This is a genomic window from Nocardia sp. NPDC056541, from assembly GCF_042794235.1.
Classification (GTDB): domain Bacteria; phylum Actinomycetota; class Actinomycetes; order Mycobacteriales; family Mycobacteriaceae; genus Nocardia.
Genome location: NZ_JBHTUD010000016.1, coordinates 143,584 through 169,492, shown reverse-complemented (window position 1 = coordinate 169,492; position 25,909 = coordinate 143,584). Strand labels below are relative to the sequence as shown.

The following is a 25,909-nucleotide window of genomic DNA, read 5'->3' as shown; positions in this document are numbered from 1 at the left end:
GAGCCGAAACATGTTCGCCACCATCACCACTCACTCCACGACAACCCAGGACTGGCTCATCGAGCGCGTCGCCGACTACACCGAACGCGCACCGCACCAGGTGGACCCGACGATCCCGCTCGCCGAACTCGGCATGGACTCGGTGTCGGCAGTGGCCCTGTGCGGCGAGATCGAAGACCGGTGGATGCTCGACATCGACCCGACCCTGGTCTTCGAATACCCCACCATCGCGGCCATCGCCACCTACCTCACCGCCGAAATCGCCGTCGCGGCATGACCGATATCGCTGTCGTCGGCCTCGACTGCCGTTTCCCGCACGCCGCCGACCCGGCGCGGTTGTGGCAGTTGCTGATCGACGGCCGCGACGCGATCTCCGAAGTCCCGTCGAGCCGCTGGAACGCCGACGACTTCCACGACCCGGCCGGCGCACCCGGCACCATCAACACCCGCAGCGGCGGGTTCATCGACGACGCCGACGCGTTCGACGCCGAATTCTTCGGCATCACCGCACACGAGGCCGAATCGATGGACCCGCAACAACGACTGCTGTTGCAGGCCACCTGGCGAGCCTTCGAGGACGCCGCGCTCGACCCCCGGGCGCAGGCTGGCTCACGGACCGGGGTCTATGTCGGCGTGATGGCCAACGAGTGGGCCAATCTGCAGATGAGCGACTACGCCGCGATCACGCCGCAGCACGGATCCGGCAACGGATACTTCATGACCGCGAACCGGCTGTCCTACCAGTTCGACCTGGAAGGGCCGAGCATCGCGGTCGACACGGCATGCTCGTCGTCGCTGGTCGCGGTCCACCTCGCGTGCAATGCCCTGGCAGCAGGCGATTGCGACCAAGCCGTCGCGGGGGGCGTCAATCTCGTGCTGACCCCGGCCGTCGGCGTGTTCTACACCCAGGCGGGTCTGTCGGCGCCGGACGCGCGGTGTAAACCGTTCAGCGGCAACGCCGACGGGATCGTGCGCGGTGAAGGCGTGGCAGTGCTCGTCCTGCGCCGCCTGGCGGATGCCGAGGCCGCGGGGCTGCCGATCTACGCGGTGATCAAAGGCAGCGCGGTCAACTCCGACGGGCGCAGCAACGGCATCACCGCGCCGAACCGATGGGCGCAACAGAAGGTGATCGGCGAAGCCTACCGGCGAGCGGGCGTACGGCCCGACGACATCGACTTCATCGAGGCACACGGCACCGGAACGGTTCTCGGCGACATGATCGAGGTCAAGGCGCTCGGCAAGCTGCACGGGAGCAACCGGGCGCGGCCCTGCGGGATCGGGTCGATCAAGGGCAACCTCGGCCACACCGAGGGCGCCGCGGGCGTGGCCGGGCTCATCAAAGCCGTCCTCAGCCTGCACAACGGGGTGGTCCCGCCGTCCAGGTTCGCCGACCAGGAGAATCCGCGCCTGCAGATGGCCCGGCACGGCCTGCGCCTGCTCGACGATCCGATGCCGCTCGACGGACCCGCGCACGGTGGGGTGAGCAGCTTCGGGCTCGGCGGTACGAATGTGCACATGGTGTTGGCGAGCGCCACCGCATCGCCCGTGACATCCGAGGTTCCCGCCACGTCGGCAGTGTCCGGGGCACCTGGAGCAGCCGGAGCGAGGGTGATCACCCTCTCGTCGGACAGCGAGGATGGACTGCGGCGCAACGCGATCCGGATGTCGGAGGCGTTGACATCGGTCACGGAGGACCACTTCGCCCAGTTCTGCTGGACGAGCAATCAGGTCAAGTCGTCGGGTCGGCACCGGCTCGCCGTCGTCGCCCACCACCGCGACGAGGCAATCGCGCAGTTGCACCCCGTTGACGGCACAGGCGAAGACGTGAGCCGGCGGCACGGTCTCGCGCAGCCGGTGCGCGCCGGCTGGATGTTCACCGGTCAGGGCTCGCAATTCCGCGGTATGGGTCGAGCTCTGCACGAGACGAGCCCGGGGTTCCGGCGCGCACTCGAACTCGTCGACACCACCATGGCCGCCCACCTCGGCCGATCGATCCGAGACCTGCTGCTCGACGAACACGCCGACCTCGATCCCACCGCCCTCGCGCAACCGGCGATCTTCGCCATGGAATACGCCATCGCCAAGACGCTCGCCGACCTCGGCATCCGACCGGCCTGGCTGATCGGGCACAGCATCGGCGAATTCGCGGCCGCGGCGGTGGCGGGTGTCTTCGATCTCGACGACGCCTGCAAGCTGGTCACCGCGCGGGGACGGCTGATGCAACGACTGCCGGCCGGTGGCGCGATGCTGGCCGTACGCGCCGCCACCGAGCGGATCGCCGACCTGCTCACCGACGAACCGGCCGTGGTGGTCGCCGCCGTCAACGGCCCGGAGGATCTCGTCCTCTCCGGCGACGCCGAGGCGCTGCACCGTATCGCCTCGGCGCTGCGCACCCGGTCGGTGATCGCGAAACCACTCACCGTGTCGCACGCGTTCCACAGTCCGCTGATGGCGCCGATGCTCGCCGAGTTCGACACCATCGCCAGTACCTGCGCCTACCGCGCCGCCGCACTGCCGATCTACTCGACCGTGCACGGCAGGCTGCTCGATCCCGAGGAGGTGATGGACGCCGAGTACTGGACCGAACACGTCCGCGCCACAGTCCGTTTCGGCGACGCCGTCCACGCCGCGCTCGGCACCGACCCGACGCACCTCATCGAGGTCGGCCCCCGGCGCGTACTCGCCGCGGCGGTGCGCAGGATCGATCCCGGGCTCGGTGCACGCTGCCTGTCCCCGAGTCCCGGCCCCGGCGCGACCGGCGACGACCTCGCCGCCACCGTCGCCGCGCTCTACCGCGACGGTCTCGACCCCGTGTGGAACGAACTCTACGAACCCGCGCAGCGCGTCCGTCACCGCCTGCCGGTGTACGAGTTCTCTGGCGCGCACCGGTTCTGGGTGGAGCCACCCACCGTCGGCGACGTCGGCGCATCGGCACCCACACCCCACTCCGCACCTACCGAGGAAACGACGATGGACTCACTGATCGCGCTCTTCCGTGAACAGAACGCGGTACTGGCGGGCCTGCTGGCGGCGCCCGGCCAGGCACCCGGCACACCCCTCGACACCGGCTCAGGCTCCGCGCGCCACGATCACGCCCCGGACGCCGCCGCGATCGTCCGCGCGGAGGTGGCCAGGGTGAGCGGATTTCCCGCCGACCGGCTGGCGGACAGCCGAACACTCGGCGACAGCCTGGGCTTCGACTCGCTCATGCTCACCGACCTGTTCACCGGTCTGACCCGCAAGATCCCCGGCACGACCGTCGACCCGGCCCTGGTCACGGGGACAACGACGCTCGGCGATGTCATCGCCCACTTCACCGGTCGACGCACCGATTCCCCTGTCGCGCCGAACACGTCGGTCGAGACATCCGAAACCACCTCCACCGCAGCCGAAGCCAGGCAGGCAGACGTCGCCCCCGAATACCGGGTCTCCGACTTCGCCGAGGTGCGAGCCATCACCGATCGGCTCGCGGGCGGCGAAGCACTGGGCCTGGCCAACCCCTACTTCCTGATCAACGACGGCGTCACCCGAGACACCTCGTTCATCGGTGGCACCCAGGTGGTCAACTTCTCCAGCTACAACTACCTGGGGATGTCGGGTCACCCCGCCGTCGTCGCCGCCGTGCAAGACGCCGTGGCCCGCTACGGCAGTTCGGTCTCGGCCAGCCGGCTCCTCTCCGGCGAGAAGCCGATCCATCGTGAACTCGAGGCCGAACTGGCCGCCCTGCTCGGTACCGAGGACGCGATCGCACTGGTGGGCGGTCATTCGACGAACGTGACGATCATCGGCCATCTGGTCGGCCCCGAGGATCTGGTGATCCACGACAGCCTGGCGCACGACTCCATCCTGCAGGGCTGCCGACTGTCCGGTGCCACCCGCAGACCGTTCCCGCACAACGACCACGCCGCCCTCGACGCGTTGCTGACCGAGATCCGGCACCAGTACCGCCGGGTCCTCATCCTCATCGAAGGCGTCTACAGCCAGGACGGTGACATCCCCGATCTGCCCGCGATCATCGAGATCAAGAAGAAGCACCGGGCCCTGCTGATGATCGACGAGGCGCACAGCGTCGGCGTACTCGGCGAGAACGGCGGCGGCATCGGCGAATACTTCGATGTCGACCGCCGTGATGTCGAGCTGTGGTCCGGCACGATGTCGAAGGCGCTCGCGGGCTGCGGTGGCTATGTGGCAGGCAGCGCGGAGCTGGTCCAATTCCTGAAATACACCACTCCGGGCTTCGTCTACAGCGTCGGCATGACACCGATGAACGCGGCCGCGTCCTTGGCCGCGATGCGGTTGCTACGGACCGACCACACGCCGCTCGACCGCCTTCGACACAATGCCGAACTGTTCCTTCGCCTCGCCCGCGAGGCGGGTATCAACACCGGCGACAGCCACGACACTCCGATCATCCCGTGCATCGTCGGCGACTCGATGAAGACGCTGAAACTGTCCACCGCGCTGCTGCATCGCGCGATCAACGTCAACCCGATCATCTATCCCGCCGTGCCGGAAGACCTGGCCCGGCTCCGCTTCTTCGTCACCTCCTGCCACACCGAAGACCAGATCCGCGACACCGTCGCCGCCCTCGCCGAAGAACTCGCCCGGATTTCCGCCGACGACCTCGTCGACCACTAGCCCTGGCGGTCAGCCGGCCCAGTCGACCCCCTCTCGCCCCGCCACCGACGCACCGGGCCACTGTCGCGAGGAGTCATCCTTTTCGGGTGAGCCGAGCTCACGGCCGATGTGTGACCATCGGCGAATGCCCGCCCGGACAGCACGCCCACGCCGCCTGCGAGCCGGTCTGGCCCAGCTCGTCTTCATGCTCGCCGGGCTCGGCGCGGGCCTGGCCGCCCCGAGGATCGCCTGGGGACCACGCGCGCCGAGCGCCCCGGTGACCGACGCGCTGCTCTCGATCGGAATCGGCCTGCTCGGTGCGGTGGCCTTGATCTTCTCGCTGCTTTTCCTGGTGGTGCAGTGGGTGATGTCCACGTTCACGCCACGGTTGATGCTGTTCCGCGACGACCCCTTCATCTGGCGGACCTTCGGGTTCGCCCTCGGGTTGGTCGTGTTCTGTGTGACCGCGGCCCTCGCCATCGGCAGAAGTCCCGAGGTTTCGGCGGTCGTGCCGGTCCTCGCGATGCTGGCGCTGTTCGTGCTGCTCGTGCTGTTGCGGGCATTGCTGTTGCGGGCCTTCGCCGCCATTCAGTTGGTGCCCGCGCTCAGTACGATCGCCGATCACGGGCGGACGGTACTCACCGCCCTGTACGCCGCACCCCGCCTCGACTCGCCACAGCTGCCGCCCGTGCGGACGACGGTTGTCTGGAAGCAGCCGCCCGCAGTGCTGCAACGGGTCGAGACGGCCGACCTGATCGACGCCGCGACGGCTGCGAACGTGACCATCGTCTTACGTGAGAATCCTGGCGCCACATTGCATCACGGCTGTCACGTGGCAGATGTGCACGGCGGCGAACTGCCGGAAGACGCTGTGCTGGGCGGTCTCGTCGTCGGCACCGAACGAACCTTCGAGCAGGACCCGCTGCTCGCGCTTCGGCTGCTGGCCGATATCGCGCTGCGCGCGTTGTCCAGCGCGGTGAACGATCCGGCGACTGCCGTACAGGCCATCGACGAGTTGGAGGATCTTCTCGGATGGGTGGCCGAGGCACGTCTCGAACCGCTGCGGGTCACCGACAACGCCGGTGTCGACAGGCTGGTCGTTCACCTGCCGGGATGGGAGGAATTCGTCCGGACCGGGGTCGACGACATCGCCTTCGCCGCCCGCTCCCCGATGGTCGTCACAGGTCTGCGAGACTCCCTGCGTCGAGTACGCGACCGGGCGACCCCCGAGCATGTCGAACTGCTCGACAGATGGCTGGCCCGGCTCGACGACCAGCTGGCCCAGCTATGAGCTCGGACGAGCCCAGCGCGCCGTCTGCCACAGTCGTGCCCAGTCGAAGGCCGCGGCGGCGGGACGCACTCCCGGTCTGGTTCTGGGTACCAGCACGCGCAGCGCCCCCGGCTGGATGGTGCACCGGACGGGTGTAGCGAGCAACAGGGATTCGCCGTCTATGCCTGCCGGGATCTCGGGGGCGTCGGCGTCGACGATCAACTCGATCGCTGTCTCCTGCGACAGGCCGCGAAGTCGGGTTCGGCGCAGCAGACCGACCGCTTCCCTGGTGCTGGTGACCGACAGCGTGACCGCGCCGAGAACACCGCGATCGAGGCGAATACGACGGCTCAGGCCCGCTAGATCATTGCTGCCGTACGGGTTGTTGCTCACCAGGATCGCCTGTGGTCCCTCCACCGCCATCGCACCGATCCGGGCGACCAGTTTCGGGCCGCTGTGTCCAGTGAGCAGGTCGGGAAGCAGCGCCAGCACCGTCGCGGTCTTGTCGTCGCGATATTCCGGACTGCGCACGATCTCCGCGTAGACCCCGAACGAGGCGTTGTTGACGAAGGGCCGTCCGTTGACGGTGCCCAGATCGACGCGCAACTCCACACCGTCGCGCAGGGCGTCGAGTGACCGGGTGGGATCCGCGCGATCGAGCCCGAGATCCATGGCGAAGTGATTGCGGGTGCCGGCGCTGATCACCAGGAACGGCAGATCGTGTTCGACCGCCACAGCCGCGACGAGGGCCTGGGTCCCGTCGCCGCCGGCGACCCCGAGCAGATCGGCGCCCTCCGCGACTGCCTGGTGAGCCAGTGCGGTGACGTCGATTTCCTCGGGTCCTTCGAGCAACGCCACGCGGGCACCGAGTTCTTCGGCTTTGCGCACCAGGTCGAACTTCGTCACCTTCCCGCCACCGGAGCGCGGATTCATGATCAGGAAGGGGCGCTGCGGAGGTGGGACCGGAAATTCCGGCATCTTCGCGTCCGAACCGCTGCCGCGCAGGGCGGCGCGGGCGGCGCCGAGGGTCACCAGCGCGAGCGCACCCCACACCAGGACCACCCACAGCAGATTCGCCCGCACGAATGACACCACCACGACGACCGGCGCGAGCAGCGCCACCCCCAGTGCGATCCACCGCAGGATGCCGAACCGGGTGATGAACGAGTAGAGCGCCGCCACAGCGACCACGACGCCGCCGGTGCCGACGATCAGCAACGCCAACGCGCCGAACACCCCGGCGGCGAGCACGGGCACCACCACAGCGGCGGCAGCGGCGACGAACGCCAGTCGCGCCCACCAGCGTCGAGCGCGGCTACCGGCAGTGTCCGGCGAGTTCATGGAGGCGGTTCACTTGGCGGTGGTCTTGCGCGACCGAGGACGGCGCACCGCCTTGGCCGGTGCCGGTTTCGACGCCGATTTCGTGGCCGGTCTCGGTTTCGGCGCCGGTTTCGGAGCCGGGGCCGGGGCCGGTTTCGCGTCGGACCTCGTCTCGGCGGCGGGATCGTCGTGCCACTTGATCTCGATTTCGATTTCGGTCTCGTCGCCGTCGACTTCGATCTCGAATTCCCACTGGAGGCGGTCGGCGACGACGATCTCGATCGAGTCGTCACCGGTCTTCAGTTCCACTTCGGACCCGTGGGCGAGGGCCCGTCCGATCATGATGAGCCGCTCGCCTACCTCTGTGCGGGAGAGCTCTGTTTTCCTCTTGATCTCCAACTTCGGCACGGCAACTCCTGACTGGATTCAGCGTGGACGTTCCTCCACCGTAGCCACCGCGGCGAGCTGGACGGATCACCCTTTTCGGATGAGCTGCACCTGCCGCCGGGCTTTCGAAACCCCAGCTCAGCCCGCTCGGTCGAGGCGGGAGATGCAGTAGCCGTTCGCGGCGTGCTCGAGGGTGAGCTCGACCGCTGATGTCGCACCGTCCGCACTGCTCACCGGCGCGTTGATGGTGACGACGGTGCCTGTCGAGCTACGGACCGTGAGTGCCTTGTCCTCGAATCGCCGCACCCCGGACAGGGCGGTGCCCGGCTGGGTGCCGTTGCACAGCAGTGGGTAGTCCGGTTCCACGTCGGCCGGGTTCACGGGGTCGCCGACCACCCGGCTCAGATAGCGCTCGACGGTGTAGCGAGCCTGCTCCTCGGTGAGCCCGGTCGACGATCGGTCACTGACGATCGGACAGCCGTACACGGACCGTAACTCGCTGGGGCGCAGGCTGACCTGTAGCGCGTCGTTCTGCCAATACGGTCCGAACTGGCCCAGGCTGCCGGGTCGGCGCACCGCATCGGCGATCTGCTCGACATCGCCGTACATCCCGGGGATCTCGGCGGGCGACTGAGTCCAGCACTTGCGGATCAGGGCGCTCATGTCACCGGCGAGGACATCGTCGAGCCAGGGGCGCAGGACCGCCGCCGCCTTCGGGCTGTTCGGGACGGCGCCGATCCGCGCGGTCTGCGTCGTGGCAGGCGCGTCCGAAGCGCCCCTGTTCGCGGCGGTCAGCACGGCGAACGCGGTCACCGCGGCCACCACCGCCGCGCCACCGACACCGAGCAGGACTTTCCTGGTCAGCGACCTGCCAGGAGCCTGCGGCGTATCCCGCTGCAGCACAGCGGTCTCCCCCACCACCGGCGCGCCGGTGAGAGCCGAGATCGCCGCGTCGGCGAGCTCACCGCAGCTGGCGTATCGGTCGTCCGGATTCTTCGCCATCGCCCGCGCGATCACCCCGTCCAGGGCAGGCGGCAGCCCCGGATGTCCGGCCGACGGACGCGGCGGCGGCTCGATCAGATGCGCGCTGATCAACGCGGCCGGACTCTCCCGCTGGAACGGCACGAACCCGGTGAGCAGCTCGTAGAGGGTGCCGCCGAGGGCGTACACGTCGGTGCGCACATCCAGCGGTTGCCCCTCGAGCTGTTCGGGCGCCGCGTACGCGAGCGTGCCGAGCACCGATCCCGCGGAGGTGAGACTCGTCGTCTCCCCCATGCTCCGAGCGATCCCGAAGTCGGTGACCATCACCTCGTCGGTGCCGTCGTCGGCACGGGCGATCAGCAGGTTCGCCGGTTTGATGTCGCGATGCAGCAAGCCTTGCCGATGCGCGTAGTCCAGTCCCTTCGCCGCCTCGGCGACAATGCGTACCGCCCGCTGGGGCGTGAGCACCGACAGCCCCTGGCGCAGCAGCTGTGCCGCGTCGAGCCCGTCCACGAACTGCATCGCGATCCACAACCGATCGCCGTCGACGCCCCGATCGAAGATCTGCACGACATTCGGATGACGCAGCCGCGCGGCCAGATCGGCCTCACGCTCGAACCGGGCCCGAAACGTCGGCTCCACCGCGAGCCGCCCATCGAGCACCTTCACGGCGTCGCGGCGCGGCAGCCGAGGATGCTGGGCCAGATACACCGTCCCCATTCCCCCGCCACCGAGCCTGCGCTCGATGCGGTATCCCGCAAGGATCGCCTCCGGCCCGAACTCCATCACCACTCCTTCGCACGACCACCCACGTGACTGCGCTCAGGTTATCCGGCACGGGCCACCCCTGCCGCAACTCGGATTCGGCTGCACGGGTTCAGCTCTCCGCGCGCTCGCCCCATTTCGCCATCCAGCTCGCGTTCTCCAGCGAGATGGTGTTCTCGCAGTCCGTGACGAATTCCGCCCACCGCACCCGATCGGTGGGTGATCCGTCGGCGCGCCACCGATCGAGCCGCCGTCGCAGGCGATCCGCGGTGGCGAGATAGGTCATCACCAGGAAGTCGTACCGCTTGCCCGCGAGGTAGGCCAGCAACGATCCGCTCAGCGTGGTCATGACCGCGACCCACGGAGCGATCCGGCCCGACGATTCCGCGCCGACGCCGGTGTTGATCGCGGCGACGATCGTGGCCGCGAGGCCGAGTCCGACGGCCGCGTGGCGCAACCTGGTCGCGCGGGCGCCGTAGCAGCGGGCCGTCGGCAGGTAGTAGCCGTCGATCTGGGCCCGTACCCGGTCACGGACGTACTCGTCGGGCCGCATCGATCGCGGCGCCTGGACGGCATCGTCGCCGGGCGCGAGCAGCGGCAGCAGGTCCTCTGCGGCCTGTTCGATGCCTTCGATCTCGGCCTGCAATCGCTCGGTCTGTTGTGCGTCGCCGATGGCGCGGAAGGTGAGAATTCTCTGCTTGATGCCTTCGGAGACGGCCCGTGCCCGGGTCCAGCGGCGGGTCGATTCCGCGGTGAGGTACTGGGCGGTGAGGAACGTCGCCACCGCCAGCGCCACCGCACCCGACAGCGCCACGACGCGGGTCGTGGTGCCGGCCGAGCGCAGGATCGTCGTGGTCGAGGCCGTGGCGATCGCACCCCAGCTGCCGAGGAACAGGACGGTGAGCCGCACTCGATCCAACCGGCGCTTCATCCGGGTAGCGGTGGCCGACCAGCGAGTTCGGCGCTGCCAGAGAGTGTTCAGGAGATCGTCGTCGGACATCGGCTACTCCTCCTCGCCGGCGATCGGAAGTCCCGGGCAGAGCTCGATGTAGCCGATCTCCGAGGAGACCCGGCCCCGCCACATCTCCCGGCTCATGTTGTGCGTCATCTTGGCGCACAGTTGCTCGGGCGAGGCGGTCGGCACGGGCCACATCCGGATGGTCTCGTCGATGCTCGCCGAGATGATCCCCGAACCGTCGGGCAGGAAATCGACAGCGGTGACGAGAGCGCCGTGACCGACCAGGGCGGGTCCGATCTGGCGGTGCGTCCCCACATCCCACAGCCGCAACACGTTGTCGGTACCGACGGTGACCAGTGTGCGGCCGTCCCGAGAGAATTGGACTCTGGTGGCGGGGCCGTCCTGCACCATGGGTTCGCCGATTTCCTGGCCGGTATCGGTGTTCCAGATGCGAATCGTCTTGTCTTCGTAACCGACGGCGAGCAGGCGGCCGTCCGGGCTGAAGCTGGTGCTCTTGACCCACCCGTCCCCGACCATCGGGTCGCCGACCGGATTGCCGGTGTCGGCGTCCCACAACCGGACCGCGTAGTCGGTGGCGCCGGTGGCGACGCGCCGTCCGGCGTCGTCGATCGACACCATCTGCACGAAACCGTCGTCGTGGCGCAGTTCCGGTCCGACCGGCCGCATACTCGCCATGTCTCGAATCTGGGCCTTTCCGTCGCCGGCGATCACGATCCTGCGCCGACCAGGATCGTGTGCGAAAACAGCCGTTTCGGGCGGCAGCGGGATCGGCGGCCCGACCGCAGCGCCCGATGCGGCATCCCAGAACCGAATTTCGGGCCAGGTGAGGGATTCGGGGCTGAACCCGGCGGCCTCCAGCTGTGTGCCTTCTGCTGTGTACTCCGCGAGCTGGAAAAGGCCTTCGTCGCCGCGGATCAAGGGACCGACCTGCGCACCGGTGCCGGTATCCCACTGCCGAATGGTGCCGTCCGCACCGCCGGAGACGATATGCCTGGCGTCCGGGCTCACGTCCGCGCCCAGCACTCTCGCGCCGAGGTGGATGGTTCGCCCGCCACCCACATCCCACTCGCGGACGGTGGAATCCATACTGCCGGAGAGGATTCGACCGGAGTCGGGATGGAAGGCGACACTGGACACCACCAGCTCGTGTCCCTCCAGTGGCTCTCCGATGGGCCTGCCCGTCGCGGCATCCCACAGCCGGATCGTCTTGTCATCGCCTGCCGAAGCGATCTGCGTGCTGTCGCCGCTGTAGACGACTTGTTCTACCGCGGCGGTGTGCCCGCGAAGCGGCTCCCCGATCGGGCGGCGGGTCCTGGTATCCCATTGCTGGAGATCGAATCCCGCGACCACCAGCCGGTCACCGTCGCGGTCGAAGGCAAGGCTGTTCACGGCGCTGCCGGTATGCGCGGTCAGCGGTTCACCCGAGGGCCGCTGGGACCGAGCGTCCCACAGTTGGACGGTGCCGCCGACATCACCCGAGGCGATCAACCCGTTCCTGCCGAACGCCACCGAGGTCACCGGCGTGGTGTGTCCGGTCATCTCGCCGATCTGCTGATGCGTCTCGGCATCCCAGAGCCGGACGGATTCATCCAAGCTCGCCGACACGATGTGGTGGCCGTCCGGGCTGAACGCGACGCCGACGACCACACCGGTGTGGCCGCGCATTTCGGCCCCGATCTGCTTCTGGGACTCGACATCCCAGAGCCGAACAGTTCGATCTCGACCTGCGGACACCAGCCGGGCACCGTCCGGACTGAACGCGATGCGAGTGACTTCGGACGCGTGGCCTGACAGCAGAGCGCCGATCGGGGTCCAGGTTGCGGCATCGAGGAGCTGGATCGCGTTCCCACGCGTGGCAGCGATCTGTTTCCCATTCGGGCTATAGGTGACGCTGGAGACGTCGGCCTCGTCCATGTCGGCGATCTTGCGGATTTTGCCCTGCTGGTGGATCGCGTTGAGCAGGGCGAACTCCCGCCCGGTCCCCTCGCCGAGACGGTACGCGGCGATAGCCATCTGCATACCCAGGATGTCGTCGCTCTTCCCCGGCCACCGGCCCGAGAGCATGAGCTGCGAGTTCGCCGACAATGCCAGTGCTGTCGCGCGACGGCTCTCGGCGACGGCACGTTCTTGCGCCCGATCCGCGCGCACCCACAGCAAACCCGCGACCAGCGCGGCCACCACGGTCACCGCCAGCGCCGCCCGCAGAATCCGCGACCGCCGGTGTAACGCCCTGGCGCTGCACTGCGCGTCCTCCTTCGCCCGGCTCTCCGTGGCCGCCAATGTTTCCGCCGCCTGCTGGCGTTCCCTGGCGGCCCGCAGCTCGTCCTCCCGGTGCCGACGTTCCTCGGCGATGCGCTCGTCCTCGGCCTGCCGTGAGGCCAGCAGCAATCCCCGGGCAGGGTTGAGTCGCTCGCGGAATCCTGGTGCGGTGGCCAGTGATTCGGCATCGGTGAGCCGTGACCCCGACAGCAGCCATTCCTCGCGCCGCCCGTTCTGCTCCCACGCCTGCGCGGCCCGCTCGAGGTTGTCGGCGGCCTCCAGCTCGCCGGCCTGCACCCGCAGCCAGTCGGCGAGGGTATCCCATTGGCGCAGCAGGCTTTCCAACGCGACCTCGACGACAACGGCGCCGTCTCGCTCGTCTTTGACCAACAGCCTGCGTGCGACGAACTCCTCGAGCAGTGGATGGCTCTCCGGCGGCAGATCGAACCAGCGGGCCGGGCGGCGCATCGGCTGGTCGTTGCCGGAATTGATCGTCGCCAGCCACGGCACGAAGGCCCGCCGCAGGATCGCCAACTGCCCGGCCCGGACCTCGGGATCGGCGTCGAGGAGCTCGTCGACCTCCCGCTGTACCACTCGCCGCAATCCACCGAGGGATTCGTAGTGCGCGAGGGTGATCTCCCCGTCCCCGTAGTCCCGGTACAGCCGGGCGAGGGTGAGCGAGAGCAGCGGCAGGGTGTCGGCGCCGCGGGACCAGTCGTCGAGCAGACGTTCCACCAGGTCCGGGGCGAACGACAACTCGGCGCCGGCTTCTCTCGCCCGCCGCGCGGGCCCGACGATCACCTCCTTGAACTGGGCCTGCGGCATCGGTTTCAGATCGTCGAACGGGCGCACCGCGACCGACGCCAGCATGGGTGCGGTCTGGAGCGGCTCGTAGCGGTCGGAGCGGATAGTGGCGACCGCGATCATCGCGATCCCACGCTCGCGGTCGAGCAGTCCGCCGAGGAGAGTGAGCAGCACGCCCGCCTGCTCCCCCGCCTCGGGGCCGAACAGCTCCTCGGCCTGGTCGATCGGCAGAATCAGCGTCGGCGCCGGGTCGTCACCGGAGTCCACAACGCGATCGCGCGCGGCCTGCTGTGCTTCGATCAGCCAGGCCCGCACCTGTTCGATGTCGCGGACACCGTCCTCGATCTCGGTGAGGCAGGGCCGGCGCAGCCCGACGCCGACGCGCAACGCGTGAATCGACCGCGCGAATCCGGCATCGCCGGTGAGCGCCCTGCGGTGCGGCCGCACGATGTCCATGGCGCGGAAGTGGCGGTCGTCGCGGGCCAGCCGAGGCAGCAACCCGGCGCGCACGAACGACGACTTGCCGACGCCGGAGGGACCGAGGACGACGAACAGGTGTCCACCACCGAGGCCACGCAGGCCGCGCACGGTGTCCATCGCTCGCCCGATCTGCGCGTCGCGGCCGAAATATACTGCGGCATCGACAGATTCGAGCGATTCCCACCCGCGGTACGGTGCGCGTCCCGGGTCGCCGGGCGGTGGCCAGCCGAAGGTGTCGGCGCCGATACCGGCCGCCCGCAGACCGTGACGTAGTCGCTGCAACCCCTCGGTCAGGAACTCGACCTTCTCCCCGTCCACCAGGATCGTGGTCTTCGGTCCGTCCCCGAACAGGTCGCAGCGCTGCCACTCGCTGGTCATGTCGCGCCCGGTCAGCGGTTCGAGCCGGACCGTGAAGATCGGCTTGTTCAGGGACTCGGCATGGCGGTATTCGACCTTGCACTCATGAGAGCTGTCCCAGTTGTCCGACAGCAGACAGATGACCGCCTCGCAGCGGTCGCCTGCCCGGCGCAACGCGTCCTTCCAGCGCACGCCTGCCGGAATCCCGGTGTCCGGGTCGAGGTCGAGGAAGATCTCACCCGCCAGACCGGGTTCCGCCTCGATCAGCCAGACCCGCAGTGCGACCGCTTCGCGGCTGTCCCGGCTCGAATGGCTGAGGAACAGCCTGGCCTTCATGGCAGTTACACCCGCGAACGGTCGATACCCGCTTCGACCAGCGCCGAGCGCGCCACGTCCTTCGCGCAGGCGGTGAGCGCGCCGAACGCGCTGATCCGGCTGAACGTCTGTCCGGTGTGGACGACATTGTCGTTCTCGTCGTCGCCGTCCACGATCGGCACAGCACCCGCCAGCAGCCATGTGCGAACATCGGCAACCGACGGCATCGTCCCGGCCACCCGCAGATGGAATTGCTGAATCAGCAGCACGATGCCGGCGACCACGGGCGTGGCCTGACTGGTGCCGTGCTGGATCGACTCGCCGCTGTCGTTGCGGATCCCCGACGAGGTCGTCGGCGCGCCGGGCGCGAAGATGTCGGTCGCGCAGGCGCCACCCACACTCGAGTGCAAGCGCTGCGAGAACGGTGTGATCCGATCCGGAGCCGTCGAGAGGGCGGTCGCCCCGGAGCCGTAGCTGAACGAACCCTCGTCGGCGTCGTAGACCGCGCCGACACTGATCGTCTGGCGGAAGATCGCCGGGTAGCTCATGCCTTGGCCACTGTTGTGAGCGAAGTAGTCGTTACCCGCCGCGACACAGCAGGCGACGCCGGCGTCGGTGAGTTTCCGCATCACCTCGCCGATGCCGTCGCCCGCGAAATCCGCGTCCGAGGTGTTGTTGTCCGATGCGCCGAGCGACATACACACGGCGGAGATACCCAGCGATGCCCGATTGGCCAGCACCCAGTGCAGTGCGTCACGGATCGCCTCGAAGCTCCCGCCGCCGGAGTTGCCGAGGACCTTGACGGGCACGATATTCGCGCGCGGCGCCATCCCGGTGTGCACCCCGCCGGCACAGATGATCCCCGCGACGTTGGTGCCGTGACCCTGTCCGTCGCTCGGATCGGTGGGCGAACCGTTGTTGTCGGCCGTGAAGTTCCGGCCTGCCCGAACCCGGCCCGCGAAATCGACGTGCGTGGTGCGGAGCCCGGTATCGAGGACGGCGACCGTCATGCCGGATCCGTCGACGTTGAACTTGGCGCGCGCCTCCGCGGCGCGCACCAGCAGATCCACCTCGAGCAGTTCGGGCATCACCGTCAGGTCGGTCTGCAACGGCTTCTCGACGGGGACAACGAACTCGTAGGCGACGTCGGCTACCGATTCGGCAGAGATGGTGTCGGACATGATGATTCCTTCCTACAGAGCCGAGTACGCGACGATGAAGTCGTAGACGTCGCGGGTCATCCGCCGTCCGAACCTGGGCTTGCTGTTGTCGCCGATCGCGCCGGCGGCACCGCGCAGCACGCCCACGACACAGGGCCATCCGTCGGTGCCGTACACGTAGAGACAGCGCGGTGCAGGACGATGCGCGCCGTTCACCTCCGCCCGGAGCAGCTCGACGAACGAAGTGGTCGGCGCGGGGTACACCGAGTTCGGTGAGACCTTCGCGTCGCCGATCAGAGTCAGTGGACGGCCTTGGGGCGATGTCAGCGTGGTGATTGCGGTAGACATCCGTACTCCTCGACACTCGCGCGGCGCAGATGTCCCAAACGCCGACGTCAGCCGCAGATTTTCAGGCTGATCTGAACGTACGAGGATGTGTCCGAACCCACACGAGTACCCGGCTACCCCAATTTCCACGCAGGTACTACCCGCACCGAACTACCGGGGAGCGAGAGCGAGCACCGCTAGCTCTGGTCCGGGTCCTCGACCGCGGCCAGGAAGGTCGGCAGATGGTTGCCGGGGACCGGCTCGGCGGGCTCCGCACTCGCGTCGCCGAGATGCTGGGCGCTGAACAACGACACCGGTGCGGCGCCGGCGGCGTTCAGATGCGGATCGGTCATGGGGTCCCCCGTATATCGGTGTGACTGAGGTGGAATTTCGCGGAGCCTGCGCGTCAGGAGGATTCGACGGTTGGACGCTCGTCCGCGCGCGCCGACAGAACTCGGTTCAGCGACGCAGCTGGTTGTGTGGAATCAAGACCGTGGTGCGCTCGTCGATCGGCTCCATCGGCTCGAGCTTCGGCTGCGTACTCAACTTGTCCGACAGCTTCTGCCGGCTCACCGACACCAGCTTCCTCGTCACCGGACTACCCGCGACCGCTCGCGAGGCCGCAGTGATCTGTTCGTAGCGCGCCCGACCGGCCTTCGTGCCCAGCACATAACCGGCCGCCACGCCGATGATCAACCGCAGCATCTCCTGGAGCTCCTCCCACGTCTGTGTGCGGGCTCCATCCTGCCCCAGCCGCCCCACCCCTGTCGATCCGGCCACCGTTCGACAGCACATCGTTATACGCCGCATGTCCGCAGGTAGCGCCCCGATTTGGGTTCCCGCGACACGATGCGCTAAAGTTTCATCTCGGTCAGCCCGCCAAGGCAGACCACCTGAGTCTAACCACCCAGGACAATCCCCTATAGCTCAATTGGCAGAGCAGCCGACTGTTAATCGGCAGGTTTCTGGTTCGAGTCCAGATGGGGGAGCATCTACCAGGGCAAACGTCATCGTTTGACCCTGGTTTTTGACTATTTCGACCCCTCACTACACGAAAACAGCATCTTTTCACCGTTTCAGTCGCTCCAAAGTGGCGGTGAAGTCGGGTGCCTGCGTCGGTTGATCGATGTAGTGGCGGCGGGTCACCGCATCGCCTGCGTGGCCGAGTTGGCGGGCCGCATCCTCCGGACTGTGCGCGGTCGCGATCATCGTGGCGACGGTCTTGCGGAAGGTCTTGGCGGTAATCCAGGCAAACTTGTCTCCCCTCGCCTGCTTCCAGAGGCGGTTGAAATTGTTCGGGTCCCAGATACCGCCGTCACGGTTCGGGAAGACCAAATCCAGCTCGTTGGGACTGGCTTCCGCTTGCACGCGGCGCAAGGTCTCGACGACGAACGGCGGGATCAACACGGTCCGATAGCCCGAGTCGGATTTCGTTCGTGGCTGGCGGATCAGACCTTTGCCCTTGATACGAACGATGGTGCCGGAGAAGGTGATCCGCGGTGGCGTGGCCTCGAGATCGACATCGGACCAAATCAACGCCAACGCTTCTCCTGGACGTGGGCCGGTCCCGAGTTCGACGTCGACAACATCGAGCACTCGTTGGTTGCGTTTGGGTCCGTAGGTGTATCCGGGCGACCCGTCGAGTGGGGCGCCGTTAACCACTCGTCGAGGTGCTGACGCAACTCGTAGAGAACCTCGATATCGGCGGCGCGCGGTTTGGTGCGCTTGCGGGGCAGGTCCGCCACCTCACGGACAGGGTTTCGGTCGATCGCGTCGTGACGAACCGCCATGCCCATCATTTCGGACAGGATGACGCGCTGGCGCCGCGCCTTCTCCCGATGACCGTCGAGCGCGATGCGCTTGATGTGGGCATCAAGTCGCGATGTCGAGGCTTCCCAGACACGTAGCCCGCCCAACGCGGATTTAATCTTGATCGCGTCGGGTTTGGCCCGTTTGTCGGTCGAGACGTCGATCTCGCGACGGTAGAGGTCGAGCGACTGGGGCGTGATGCCGTCCTGGACGGCCTTCTCGGCCAGCCACAGGTCAGCAAGTTCGGTCAGCGTTGTGTCGCGGGTGATGAGCTTGCCGCGCGAGTTCGTACGTTCAGCCAGTGCGCGGCGGAGTGCGTTCTCCGCTTGGCCCTTGGTGGCACCGAAGCGGTCGACGGGTCGGCTGATGCCGTCCTCATCGCGGTAGCGCGTCGTTGCTCGCCAGCTGCCATTGCGCTGCCGGGTGGATTTGACCTTGCCGTAGGTGCCGATGGGAAGTGCTTGGCGCGGCATCGAGTTGTCCCCCTTTCAACGAGAGTTCGGACACGGCAGAGGACAAGCCGAACGGGGCACCCCCGTCTGGACGAGGTGTGCTCGTGGGCGCGGTAGATGGCCGTTAGGCAGAAGTGTTCGGTGGCTGCTCGCGCCGAGCGGCCTCGAGTTGCGCCTGCTCCCACCGCTGGACATCACGAAGCAAGTAGCGGCGGTACCGGCCGATCTTGGCGAATCGTGGTCCGCGATTGGCAGATGCCCACGTGGCCAGTGTTTTTGGCGGGATCTTGAGCCTCGCAGCGACCTCGTCGGTGGTCAGCCAGATCTCTTCGCTGGTCATTGGACCGCACCTCGTGCCTGTCCGTTCGGACTGGCGCGGCGCGGCCGGGATCGGCACGGCATCCCAGGTGGGTAGCCCGCAGAGTACAGACAGTGGGCAGGCTTGCGCGAGCCTTGCTGTTGATCGTTGTTCATCGGGCAACTTTCAGTTAGGCCCGATCAGCGGCTCTTCCACCTCAATGGAACCTCAAAAGATGAGATTTCGCCACAGTGATTCGTGGCGACGGCTCACATCCCGATGTTCGCCGTGATCGAAGGTGCCACCGCGACATACTCTCAGCGCCTCTGGCGATGCGGCTTCATCCACCGACGCTAACGATCGTCAGCCATACGGAATGGCTACACAGACGTCCGTCCGGAACTGCCTTGCCGATAATCTGGGCTCCGCGAAACTTGTTCCCCCGTACAAAGGGCGGCACCTGGGAGACCTGCTGCCATCCTCCTGCCGTCTCGTGTCCACCGACTGACGACACCCGCCTCTCCGCCCACGAGATCCGAATCCACCTCGACGATCTCGACCAGCACGAGGTCCTCTACGGAATCGCCTGTTGAGAACGCCTACGAATCCGAGCAATGCTGCTCGAGGGCAAGTCCCGCTCGTCGAATTATGACGGTCTCACCACGCGGATGCTCTCCGCAACAACATGTTCGGCGGGTAGTCGCCGCCTAGCACGCATTGATCATCCGACTATCGGCATCGCTACACTGCTACCGTTGCGCCGAGGGGGAACGTATGAACGACTTCACCGTGCAGGTGGCCAGTCTCGATGGATTCGGGTTGGACCTGCAAGACCTGGGAACCAACTTCTCGTCCAACGCATCGCGCTTGCTGTCGGAAGTATCGCTGCCCAGCGGAACGTCCGGGCTGCTCGCCTCACTGACATCGTCGTTCGAGAACCTTCAGAGCACGTTGACCACGTCATACCAACAGGATCTGACCAACATCTCTTCGTATGGCACCAGCCTTTCCAGTGCTTCACGCCAGTTCGAAGGAACCGACGACGCATCCGCACAAGCGATCTCGACTATCTCCACGAGCACGACGAACGATCTAGCGATCAGCGGGTCGTCCGGCGGAGCGGGCGGAGTCACCCGATTCGCGGGTCTGCAGTTGCCGACGCTCCCAGCGATCGAGGACGGCCAGTTCACTGTCCGCAAGGTGGTCGATTCAGCGATCGAGCTGATCACCCACTTCGACGATCCGCTGAGCCGGGCGATCGGCATCAAGCCCGCAGCCGAGTACCTCGTACCGCTGGCCTCGGACTGGGAAACGTTGGAGACGCTGGGGAGCCGGATTCGACAGCTCGGCATCAACGACTTCGTGGCGTCGGAGAACCTATCGAGCGGCCTCCGGTGGCTGCAAGGCAGCTGGTCCGGAAACACTGCGGAGTCCTTCGCGACAAGCGCGAGTGCCCTCGGACAGGCCATCTCCATGCGAAGTTCCGACTTGGATGTCGTCGGACAGATCCTCACCAACGGTGGCGCTTGCCTGCAACGCTTGGTGTACAACCAGGCGATGGGCTGGAGCAGCGGGCTGTCCCAGTCGATGAGTTTCGTCGGCTTCACCCTGCCGCTCGGAGCGTGGGCCCAACTCATCGACCGACCGATGAGCGATTCCAACAAATCTCAGATCGTCTCGGCGGTCGATGCGTTGAGATCGGCGGCTGACGCGCGACGAGACGCGATCACGTCCATGATCGGAAAGTTGACCCAAGCGCTCGATTACACGCCGGGGCGCACAATTCCTACCTTCTCCGCGAATGAATACGAGGTGCCCGACAAAGTGGTCGTCGATTTTGGTGCGTCCCGCTACGGGTTCGGGAACAACGTGTGGTGGGAGAGCAGCATTGCATCGCCCGCCTGACCGCCCGCTGCCAGCCGACCGTGCCGTATTCGGCTCGAAGACCGGCGCTCTGGACAAGGCAGAAGCCGCTGCCAACAGCGTCGATGCGGCAGCGGTCCAGTCCTGGTTCGACGTGATGGGCTACGACTTCGCCGAAGACCTCCTGAGCATATTTCTGGGCAACAATGATGCCGGCTTCGAAAATGAGATCAGCTCAGCGCAATTCGAGAGAACTATCGCCAGCAGCAGTGCGAGGCAGAAGATCGCCGAGGGTCTCGACGAGATCAGGGAGCAAGCCCGCCAGGACCCCCAGATCGGCGTCACCCGCGAGCTGACGTCGCAATGGCTGGGCGCGGAGGAGACAGAGGGCGACCTGTTCTACGCGCTCGGTCACTACGACGTGGCAGTCGGAAGCGACACCACCGTCACCGAGGTGGATGGTGGCCTGCAGGCAGAGATCATCTACAAGGTCTACGTCTACGACTTCTACAACTTCGACAAGCTGCAGAGAGAAGCGCTCAGCCTCAATATCGGGACCGATATCAACAACGAGATGCGCCAGCTCGAGGAAGCTGGATGGGCGCGCAGCTTTCGTTCCCGAGGTGAAGCGACGAGGCTACTACGATGGATCGGAAAGCTGTGAGGCACGTCATCACCCGAGTCGTCGGGCTCTGCGTATCCGTCTGTGCCACCGCGATCGCCCTGAGCGGGTGCTCGCAGGAAGCAGAAAGCCTGCGCAATATGTCCAAGTGCTCAGGTGTCATCTTCCCGGAGGGATCGAACACAGTCTGGTTCGACCGCGACGGCGGCTTCAATACATGGACCTCTGTGGCGGTGGTTGACATACCCCGCAGCTCGGTCGACGAGTTCAAACAGCGCTCCGGGTTCGCCCCGTTCGCTCCGGGTGTTCCATCGTCGTGGAAGTCGTACTGGGACGCGACAGGCATGGTCGATGCGCTGGCGAACAACGCCGTCAACGAACATTCGGCGAAAGACGACAAGGAACCTCGGCGGTACGTAGTCATCCATGACAGCGGCGGTGAGACGCGAAGGCTCTTCGTCCGCGCGAACTGCTGAGCACAAGGGGCTGCTGCAGGGGTTGGTGACGCTGTCACCCGATCCTGCTGCAGCCCCCGGTGGTGATCGCTGACGGCGGCTACCAGGGCACCGGTCTGATTATCCCGCATCGCCGATCACCGGGTGTCGAGCTGCCGGAATATAAACAGGCCCACAACAAGTCCCACCGCAAGGTTCGTGCCCGTGTCGAGCACGCTTTCACTCGGATGACGACATGGAAGATCCTGTGGGAACGCCGTTTACGTGGTGGCGGGGTGGGTGTCGCGATGGCTGGGGTAGCGACGCTGGCCAACCTCTCCCACACTTACTGATTCATGGCGGGCGGATCGCTCGCCATCGCTACTTCAGACTTACGGGACATCCCTCAGTAGCGGGCATGACGGACGACCGGATCCGCTTGCCTAGTAGGTCCGGTTTGCGCGTCTATGTCGGTGCCGAGTGATTCCATGTATCCGGCAGCGCGGAGGACGGCTGCTCGGACAGGGTGGGATTGATGGGGAACGACGTCGTACCGCAAGAATGCTCTGCATTCGAGGCCATGCTTGTCGCGCTGTATAAGCACTTCGGGACATCCTTTTGGTGGAAGTCCGGGTGGACCTGGGCTGCCGCCGATATCCACCAGCTCGTTAACGCCGGATGGGAGCAGGTCGGCGTAGGCGAGCTTCGCTACTCGTTCCCCAACGTCGAAGGCGACGAGCGACGTGTGAACATCTTCGCTGAGGCACACGAAACGCTTGAGGACGAGTTCGGGGAAGCGACATGCCTAGTACCTGGGCGAGACCGCTCGGCTACCTGGATTGAGCCAAATATTGTGCTGTCGCTGATGTCGCAGCATGCCAGGCTGCTGAAACTGTCGGTCGGACGACGATCCGAGATCCTTGACGCAGACAAGGCAGGCGGCCACGAGTCCGAAGACATCTGCGAGTGCCACTGCCATTGCGAAGCCGAAGGCCTCGACTGGTGCCACGACGACTCCTGCGGCTACGACCTAGCTGACGACGAGGACGATGCTGACGAGGAGGAGGACGACGAGGAACCGAAGCGCTGCGGCGAATGTCACTGCTGCACCTGTTGGAAAAACTGTGGCTGCGACACCTACCCCGACATGGAAGACTGCGGCTGCGGCTGCTACGTGTGCGCCTGTGACTGCTACAGCCAGGTTCTCGCCGTGGACAGTCAGTGCGGCGACGATGAGCCGTTGGCCGTGGAAAACCAGTGGCCTGCCTTCGCCGGAGGCTTGGCCCAGGCTCTATCCCGACTCGGCAAGGGCGAGGGAATCGACCTGTCAGCCAACGGATACACCTGGGCGACATTCCATGTTCGCGATCATGAAATCGACTGTGCGATCGCCAGAAACCGCAGCGGGCTTGTAAAGCACGGTCTCACTGCCGAGCAAAATTCATGGTTGATTCAGCGCGGCTGGGACCAATATGGCGAATTCGATCGGACATATTGCATCCCATTCGCCGCAAACTACGACGAGTACGTCACAACGGCCGAGTCCGTCGTCACCGTCCTACACGACTTCCTCGGCATCACAAGTCCCGCCGACCTCGACATCGACGCCAAGGTCGCCGGTGGCACACCCGAGGAAAGCCGCAGCCACACCTAACGGTCCGTACACCACCAACGAGCTAGTTGTGGTCCTGACCAACAACACCCGCCTCACCAAGTAGGCAAGATCTCGTGAACCAGGGCAAGATCCAACACACTACGATGGATTTCCGAAGTTGACCCCCACTGACGATGATGCTGCGACCCGTTTGCTCGACGAGTATCGCCGGGCAGGCGGTTATGCCGACATGATCCCGGAAATCGGCAGCCGCCTGCAGAACTCGCCAGCGGTCATCGTGGTGATCGCTCAATGGCTCACCGAACTCGAAGACCGGTGGCCGGGTCTTGAAACTGAAGGACGCGACCTGGCGCGGCTGAGCTTGACGAATGCCCTGAACCGTAAGGAATCGCGCAAGACCACGGCGATCCCGGCGCTAATCAGCCAGTTCAACCATGCTAAGGCGGCGAGCGCGCGCGTGCGGTGGGCGGCGGGCAACGCCCTCTACAAGATTCCGGCCGGCAAAGAGTACTTCGAGGAACTCGCCGCCATTGCTGCTGACCGCCGATTCGGGGCTGATCGGCAGATGGTGGTTGACTGGCTCGGCAAGTCGAAGCATCCCGATGCTGCCGCGGTCGCTGCCGCCCAACTCGATGATGAGACCGTGCAGGGGCATGCTCTCGATGCGCTGTCGAAGCTGCGAGCCCAAGGCGTACGTGACCTAGTTGAGCCGTTCCTGACATCGAAGTTCCCCTGGTATCGGCGCAACGCGGAGCGGATCAGCCGCTACGACCAGGGCTGAGCGTCCTCTGCACGGTTCACCAGATCAGATATTGGGCCGTCTTGGACCCGGTTGGGGTGTGGTCACCCGCCAGGACATCGGCGATCTCTCCTCGGTTAGTCGGTCGCGACGCCGAGCTGGCGACGAAGTCAGTCACGGTCGTACGCAGAGCCGACGACAGGACTGTTGAACGTGTAGTCGACAGGTCATGCCCCTGAGTGTGGCGATAGATTGCAGCCCGTATGCGATCGCCTTGGCAAGTCAGGACTCGAACCGCAACACGAAAACGACACGGATTCATCGGGAATCAATGGGACCGAGCGGGATCCAGCGGGAACACCTCGAACGCCAAATCTGCAGGTGGCTGGCTGTTTTGAGAAACATTGAAAACCGTTGGGAAGCAGAGCATCCAGAGCGGCAGGTTTATGGTTCGAGTCCAGATGGAGGAGCATAAAGAGCCCTCTACCAGCACAAGCAGGTGGAGGGCTTTTCTGTTGTCCGGGAGATTCCCCAGATCGACTACTTTCCGACTACAAACGTTGACCTACCCAGGCAGTCTCCGCGTCCACCCGCCAAGGCAGAACCTCCACAGTAGAACGGAAGCGGTCGCAGCTCGATGTCGATCATGGCCCAGCCGCAGCCCGTGAACGTCCAAAGCTTGTCAACCCCAGCCACTGTCGCAGAGCGGTTGCCGAATTTCGCTGTATAGAGTGGAGAGCGGTGCCGCTCCGGCGCGAATCCCGTTGAAGGACAAGAAGTAATGCCTGACAGTAACGAACCCGCTGTGCGCTACTTCGCGTTGATCGATGACGAGAGAGGCTGGCCCGAGGGCTGGCGCGCCCGTCGAATCACTGGGCTCGTGCGCCGGACCGACACCCGGCCTCTACCGACCGACGAAGCGCTCGGCAGGGACTTCACCTGGGGTCCTACCGAGTACCTCCAGCGCTATCGGCCGGGAGTAGACGAACCTCACGAAGAGATCTCCGCCGAGTCAGCCGAGCGATTCATAGCGAGTTGGCGCGCCTCGAGGGCGAGCAGCGAGGCCGAACGCACGCGCCCCGTGTCGAACCCACCCGTCGACGACGCACAAACCTGATCGGTTCCGCGCGGCGAGCAGGTCGTCGGGTTCCGGTGCTTCGACCGGCTCGCCGACCTCTTGTTTCGTGCCGAAAGTTGGGATCGGTAGGCGGCGAGCGTGGCATGTACTTGCCGCATGACATCTTCTCAGCTTCCCTCGAACCAACCGCAGTCCACCGGCTTGGACAAGAAGACCAGCGCGATCCTGTCCTACGCGCTGGGCTGGCTCACCGGAATCATCTTCCTCTTTGTGGGAAAGAACGATCCCGATGTGAAATTCCATGCTGCGCAATCGATCATCTTCTTCGCCGGGGTCTCGGTGCTCAATATCGTTCTGAGCATCGTCGGCTCGCTCCTCGGCGCTTTGGGGATCATCGTCAGCCTCGCCGGACTAGCCCTCGGGATCTTCGCGGTCGTCGTCTGGATCATGGCCATGGTCCAGGCGAACAACAGCGGCGGTGTCCGCGCGGAGCTTCCCCTTGTCGGAAAGTTCGTTGCCCCGTTCGCCGATCAGCTGGCCGGTTCGGTCAAGTAGCGACGTACCCGAAATCCCCGCACGGCAACCACGCCCAATACTCCGAAGATCAACGGCCCGAGACTGTCTCGGGCCGTTGACGCACGCCCGGACCGTCGCGCCCCGCAGGCTTCCTGACCGATTTTGACGAATGGACTTCGGTTCACGCTGTGAACAGCGCTACTACGGGCAGTGCTGTCAGGACTACCAGCAGTGTCGCCACGATCTTGGCCAGTCGAATCCGGCTCGAGCCGGGTTCGACGACAAACGGCGCGGCGGCCGCGAGGACGGCCGCGGCGGCCAGGGCGAGCACGGTGCCGATGAGGAGTTCGTAGCCATGGGGATCTGTCAGCGGATCGGTTGACAGTCGGGAGTGGAGCACGATGTACACGCACCGTAGCCAGAAAAGTCCTGCTGTACAGGCGATGAGAAGGGCCGACGCGG

At 66.0% G+C, this 25,909-nt stretch carries 23 protein-coding genes and 1 tRNA gene; 11 read left to right on the top strand and 13 right to left on the bottom strand.

Translation table 11 applies throughout. The features are described from left to right. The first annotated feature begins 10 nt into the window (after positions 1 to 10). The 3 genes from ACFQ9R_RS26325 to ACFQ9R_RS26315 all read left to right on the top strand — a co-directional run bounded on the left by ACFQ9R_RS26325 (position 11) and on the right by ACFQ9R_RS26315 (position 5,908). Positions 11 to 277: an acyl carrier protein gene (locus ACFQ9R_RS26325; protein WP_378993964.1), complete on the top strand. Its 267-nt coding sequence runs from the start codon at positions 11 to 13 to the stop codon at positions 275 to 277. Next, positions 274 to 4,638, top strand: a complete 4,365-nt coding sequence (locus tag ACFQ9R_RS26320) for a type I polyketide synthase (protein ID WP_378993962.1) — start codon at positions 274 to 276, stop codon at positions 4,636 to 4,638. Before ACFQ9R_RS26325 ends, ACFQ9R_RS26320 begins: the two co-directional genes overlap by 4 nt. Before the next feature lie 124 nt (positions 4,639 to 4,762). After that, positions 4,763 to 5,908 (top strand): DUF2254 family protein, encoded by a 1,146-nt coding sequence (locus ACFQ9R_RS26315; RefSeq protein WP_378993960.1) that lies wholly within the window; start codon positions 4,763 to 4,765, stop codon positions 5,906 to 5,908. Here the strand turns inward: ACFQ9R_RS26315 and ACFQ9R_RS26310 are convergent. The 9 genes from ACFQ9R_RS26310 to ACFQ9R_RS26270 all read right to left on the bottom strand — a co-directional run bounded on the left by ACFQ9R_RS26310 (position 5,903) and on the right by ACFQ9R_RS26270 (position 16,726). Continuing rightward, positions 5,903 to 7,228 (bottom strand): diacylglycerol/lipid kinase family protein, encoded by a 1,326-nt coding sequence (locus ACFQ9R_RS26310; protein ID WP_378993958.1) that lies wholly within the window; start codon positions 7,226 to 7,228, stop codon positions 5,903 to 5,905. The genes ACFQ9R_RS26315 and ACFQ9R_RS26310 overlap by 6 nt on opposite strands. 9 nt (positions 7,229 to 7,237) lie before the next feature. Beyond that, on the bottom strand, positions 7,238 to 7,615 hold the full coding sequence (locus ACFQ9R_RS26305) for an amphi-Trp domain-containing protein (RefSeq protein WP_378993956.1): 378 nt from the start codon (positions 7,613 to 7,615) through the stop codon (positions 7,238 to 7,240). A gap of 117 nt (positions 7,616 to 7,732) precedes the next feature. After that, positions 7,733 to 9,361, bottom strand: a complete 1,629-nt coding sequence (locus ACFQ9R_RS26300) for a serine/threonine-protein kinase (RefSeq protein ID WP_378993954.1) — start codon at positions 9,359 to 9,361, stop codon at positions 7,733 to 7,735. A 91-nt stretch (positions 9,362 to 9,452) separates the two neighbouring features. Beyond that, entirely contained in the window at positions 9,453 to 10,340 is an 888-nt protein-coding gene (locus ACFQ9R_RS26295; RefSeq protein ID WP_378993952.1) for a DUF4231 domain-containing protein, read from the bottom strand. A 3-nt stretch (positions 10,341 to 10,343) separates the two neighbouring features. Continuing rightward, positions 10,344 to 14,555, bottom strand: a complete 4,212-nt coding sequence (locus ACFQ9R_RS26290) for a TIR domain-containing protein (protein WP_378993950.1) — start codon at positions 14,553 to 14,555, stop codon at positions 10,344 to 10,346. A gap of 5 nt (positions 14,556 to 14,560) precedes the next feature. Further along, the gene (locus ACFQ9R_RS26285) at positions 14,561 to 15,715 is read right to left on the bottom strand and encodes a S8 family serine peptidase (RefSeq protein ID WP_378993948.1); all 1,155 of its coding nucleotides are present in this window, start codon (positions 15,713 to 15,715) and stop codon (positions 14,561 to 14,563) included. Between the two features lie 12 nt (positions 15,716 to 15,727). Next, positions 15,728 to 16,042 carry a hypothetical protein gene (locus ACFQ9R_RS26280; RefSeq protein ID WP_378993946.1) on the bottom strand — a complete coding sequence of 105 codons (315 nt, stop codon included), beginning with the start codon at positions 16,040 to 16,042 and terminating at the stop codon, positions 15,728 to 15,730. A 176-nt stretch (positions 16,043 to 16,218) separates the two neighbouring features. Then, positions 16,219 to 16,374, bottom strand: coding sequence for a hypothetical protein (locus ACFQ9R_RS26275; RefSeq protein ID WP_378993944.1), 156 nt, complete (start codon positions 16,372 to 16,374; stop codon positions 16,219 to 16,221). A gap of 106 nt (positions 16,375 to 16,480) precedes the next feature. Continuing rightward, positions 16,481 to 16,726 (bottom strand): hypothetical protein, encoded by a 246-nt coding sequence (locus ACFQ9R_RS26270; protein WP_056821808.1) that lies wholly within the window; start codon positions 16,724 to 16,726, stop codon positions 16,481 to 16,483. A gap of 211 nt (positions 16,727 to 16,937) precedes the next feature. On the opposite strand from ACFQ9R_RS26270, the gene ACFQ9R_RS26265 reads away from it, so the two are divergent. Beyond that, positions 16,938 to 17,010 (top strand) — tRNA-Asn (locus tag ACFQ9R_RS26265). A 79-nt stretch (positions 17,011 to 17,089) separates the two neighbouring features. Here ACFQ9R_RS26265 and ACFQ9R_RS26260 read toward each other — a convergent pair. The 3 genes from ACFQ9R_RS26260 to ACFQ9R_RS26250 all read right to left on the bottom strand — a co-directional run bounded on the left by ACFQ9R_RS26260 (position 17,090) and on the right by ACFQ9R_RS26250 (position 18,622). Further along, a complete protein-coding gene (locus tag ACFQ9R_RS26260; RefSeq protein ID WP_378993942.1) occupies positions 17,090 to 17,617 on the bottom strand; it encodes a tyrosine-type recombinase/integrase in 528 nt (175 codons plus the stop codon). Then, positions 17,554 to 18,303 (bottom strand): hypothetical protein, encoded by a 750-nt coding sequence (locus ACFQ9R_RS26255; RefSeq protein ID WP_378993940.1) that lies wholly within the window; start codon positions 18,301 to 18,303, stop codon positions 17,554 to 17,556. The genes ACFQ9R_RS26260 and ACFQ9R_RS26255 overlap by 64 nt, the downstream gene beginning before the upstream one ends. Positions 18,304 to 18,406: 103 nt before the next feature. Beyond that, entirely contained in the window at positions 18,407 to 18,622 is a 216-nt protein-coding gene (locus ACFQ9R_RS26250; protein ID WP_364582447.1) for a helix-turn-helix domain-containing protein, read from the bottom strand. Between the two features lie 732 nt (positions 18,623 to 19,354). Here ACFQ9R_RS26250 and ACFQ9R_RS26245 point away from each other — a divergent pair. The 7 genes from ACFQ9R_RS26245 to ACFQ9R_RS26215 all read left to right on the top strand — a co-directional run bounded on the left by ACFQ9R_RS26245 (position 19,355) and on the right by ACFQ9R_RS26215 (position 25,486). After that, a complete protein-coding gene (locus tag ACFQ9R_RS26245) occupies positions 19,355 to 20,485 on the top strand; it encodes a hypothetical protein (protein WP_378993938.1) in 1,131 nt (376 codons plus the stop codon). Further along, positions 20,469 to 21,107, top strand: a complete 639-nt coding sequence (locus tag ACFQ9R_RS26240) for a hypothetical protein (protein ID WP_358186955.1) — start codon at positions 20,469 to 20,471, stop codon at positions 21,105 to 21,107. The genes ACFQ9R_RS26245 and ACFQ9R_RS26240 overlap by 17 nt, the downstream gene beginning before the upstream one ends. Continuing rightward, on the top strand, positions 21,104 to 21,541 hold the full coding sequence (locus ACFQ9R_RS26235) for a hypothetical protein (protein ID WP_378993936.1): 438 nt from the start codon (positions 21,104 to 21,106) through the stop codon (positions 21,539 to 21,541). Before ACFQ9R_RS26240 ends, ACFQ9R_RS26235 begins: the two co-directional genes overlap by 4 nt. A 41-nt stretch (positions 21,542 to 21,582) precedes the next feature. Beyond that, positions 21,583 to 21,852, top strand: coding sequence for a transposase family protein (locus tag ACFQ9R_RS26230; protein WP_378994046.1), 270 nt, complete (start codon positions 21,583 to 21,585; stop codon positions 21,850 to 21,852). Positions 21,853 to 22,034: 182 nt separating this feature from the next. Then, positions 22,035 to 23,153: a hypothetical protein gene (locus ACFQ9R_RS26225; protein WP_378993934.1), complete on the top strand. Its 1,119-nt coding sequence runs from the start codon at positions 22,035 to 22,037 to the stop codon at positions 23,151 to 23,153. A gap of 118 nt (positions 23,154 to 23,271) precedes the next feature. Beyond that, positions 23,272 to 23,895, top strand: a complete 624-nt coding sequence (locus tag ACFQ9R_RS26220; protein ID WP_378993932.1) for a HEAT repeat domain-containing protein — start codon at positions 23,272 to 23,274, stop codon at positions 23,893 to 23,895. Between the two features lie 1,192 nt (positions 23,896 to 25,087). Further along, the gene (locus tag ACFQ9R_RS26215) at positions 25,088 to 25,486 is read left to right on the top strand and encodes a DUF4870 domain-containing protein (protein ID WP_378993930.1); all 399 of its coding nucleotides are present in this window, start codon (positions 25,088 to 25,090) and stop codon (positions 25,484 to 25,486) included. A 142-nt stretch (positions 25,487 to 25,628) separates the two neighbouring features. On the opposite strand, the gene ACFQ9R_RS26210 is transcribed toward ACFQ9R_RS26215, so the two are convergent. Continuing rightward, positions 25,629 to 25,847 carry a hypothetical protein gene (locus tag ACFQ9R_RS26210; protein WP_378993928.1) on the bottom strand — a complete coding sequence of 73 codons (219 nt, stop codon included), beginning with the start codon at positions 25,845 to 25,847 and terminating at the stop codon, positions 25,629 to 25,631. Positions 25,848 to 25,909: the final 62 nt, after the last annotated feature.

Bases quoted from the DNA above. Each gene is read 5' to 3' on its own strand.
- ACFQ9R_RS26325 (WP_378993964.1), top strand. From the start codon at position 11: ATGTTCGCCACCATCACCACTCACTCCACGACAACCCAGGACTGGCTC.
- ACFQ9R_RS26320 (WP_378993962.1), top strand. From the start codon at position 274: ATGACCGATATCGCTGTCGTCGGCCTCGACTGCCGTTTCCCGCACGCC.
- ACFQ9R_RS26315 (WP_378993960.1), top strand. From the start codon at position 4,763: ATGCCCGCCCGGACAGCACGCCCACGCCGCCTGCGAGCCGGTCTGGCC.
- ACFQ9R_RS26310 (WP_378993958.1), bottom strand. From the start codon at position 7,228: ATGAACTCGCCGGACACTGCCGGTAGCCGCGCTCGACGCTGGTGGGCG.
- ACFQ9R_RS26300 (WP_378993954.1), bottom strand. From the start codon at position 9,361: ATGGAGTTCGGGCCGGAGGCGATCCTTGCGGGATACCGCATCGAGCGC.
- ACFQ9R_RS26295 (WP_378993952.1), bottom strand. From the start codon at position 10,340: ATGTCCGACGACGATCTCCTGAACACTCTCTGGCAGCGCCGAACTCGC.
- ACFQ9R_RS26290 (WP_378993950.1), bottom strand. From the start codon at position 14,555: ATGAAGGCCAGGCTGTTCCTCAGCCATTCGAGCCGGGACAGCCGCGAA.
- ACFQ9R_RS26285 (WP_378993948.1), bottom strand. From the start codon at position 15,715: ATGTCCGACACCATCTCTGCCGAATCGGTAGCCGACGTCGCCTACGAG.
- ACFQ9R_RS26280 (WP_378993946.1), bottom strand. From the start codon at position 16,042: ATGTCTACCGCAATCACCACGCTGACATCGCCCCAAGGCCGTCCACTG.
- ACFQ9R_RS26275 (WP_378993944.1), bottom strand. From the start codon at position 16,374: ATGACCGATCCGCATCTGAACGCCGCCGGCGCCGCACCGGTGTCGTTG.
- ACFQ9R_RS26270 (WP_056821808.1), bottom strand. From the start codon at position 16,726: ATGCTGCGGTTGATCATCGGCGTGGCGGCCGGTTATGTGCTGGGCACG.
- ACFQ9R_RS26255 (WP_378993940.1), bottom strand. From the start codon at position 18,303: ATGCCGCGCCAAGCACTTCCCATCGGCACCTACGGCAAGGTCAAATCC.
- ACFQ9R_RS26250 (WP_364582447.1), bottom strand. From the start codon at position 18,622: ATGACCAGCGAAGAGATCTGGCTGACCACCGACGAGGTCGCTGCGAGG.
- ACFQ9R_RS26245 (WP_378993938.1), top strand. From the start codon at position 19,355: ATGAACGACTTCACCGTGCAGGTGGCCAGTCTCGATGGATTCGGGTTG.
- ACFQ9R_RS26225 (WP_378993934.1), top strand. From the start codon at position 22,035: ATGGGGAACGACGTCGTACCGCAAGAATGCTCTGCATTCGAGGCCATG.
- ACFQ9R_RS26215 (WP_378993930.1), top strand. From the start codon at position 25,088: ATGACATCTTCTCAGCTTCCCTCGAACCAACCGCAGTCCACCGGCTTG.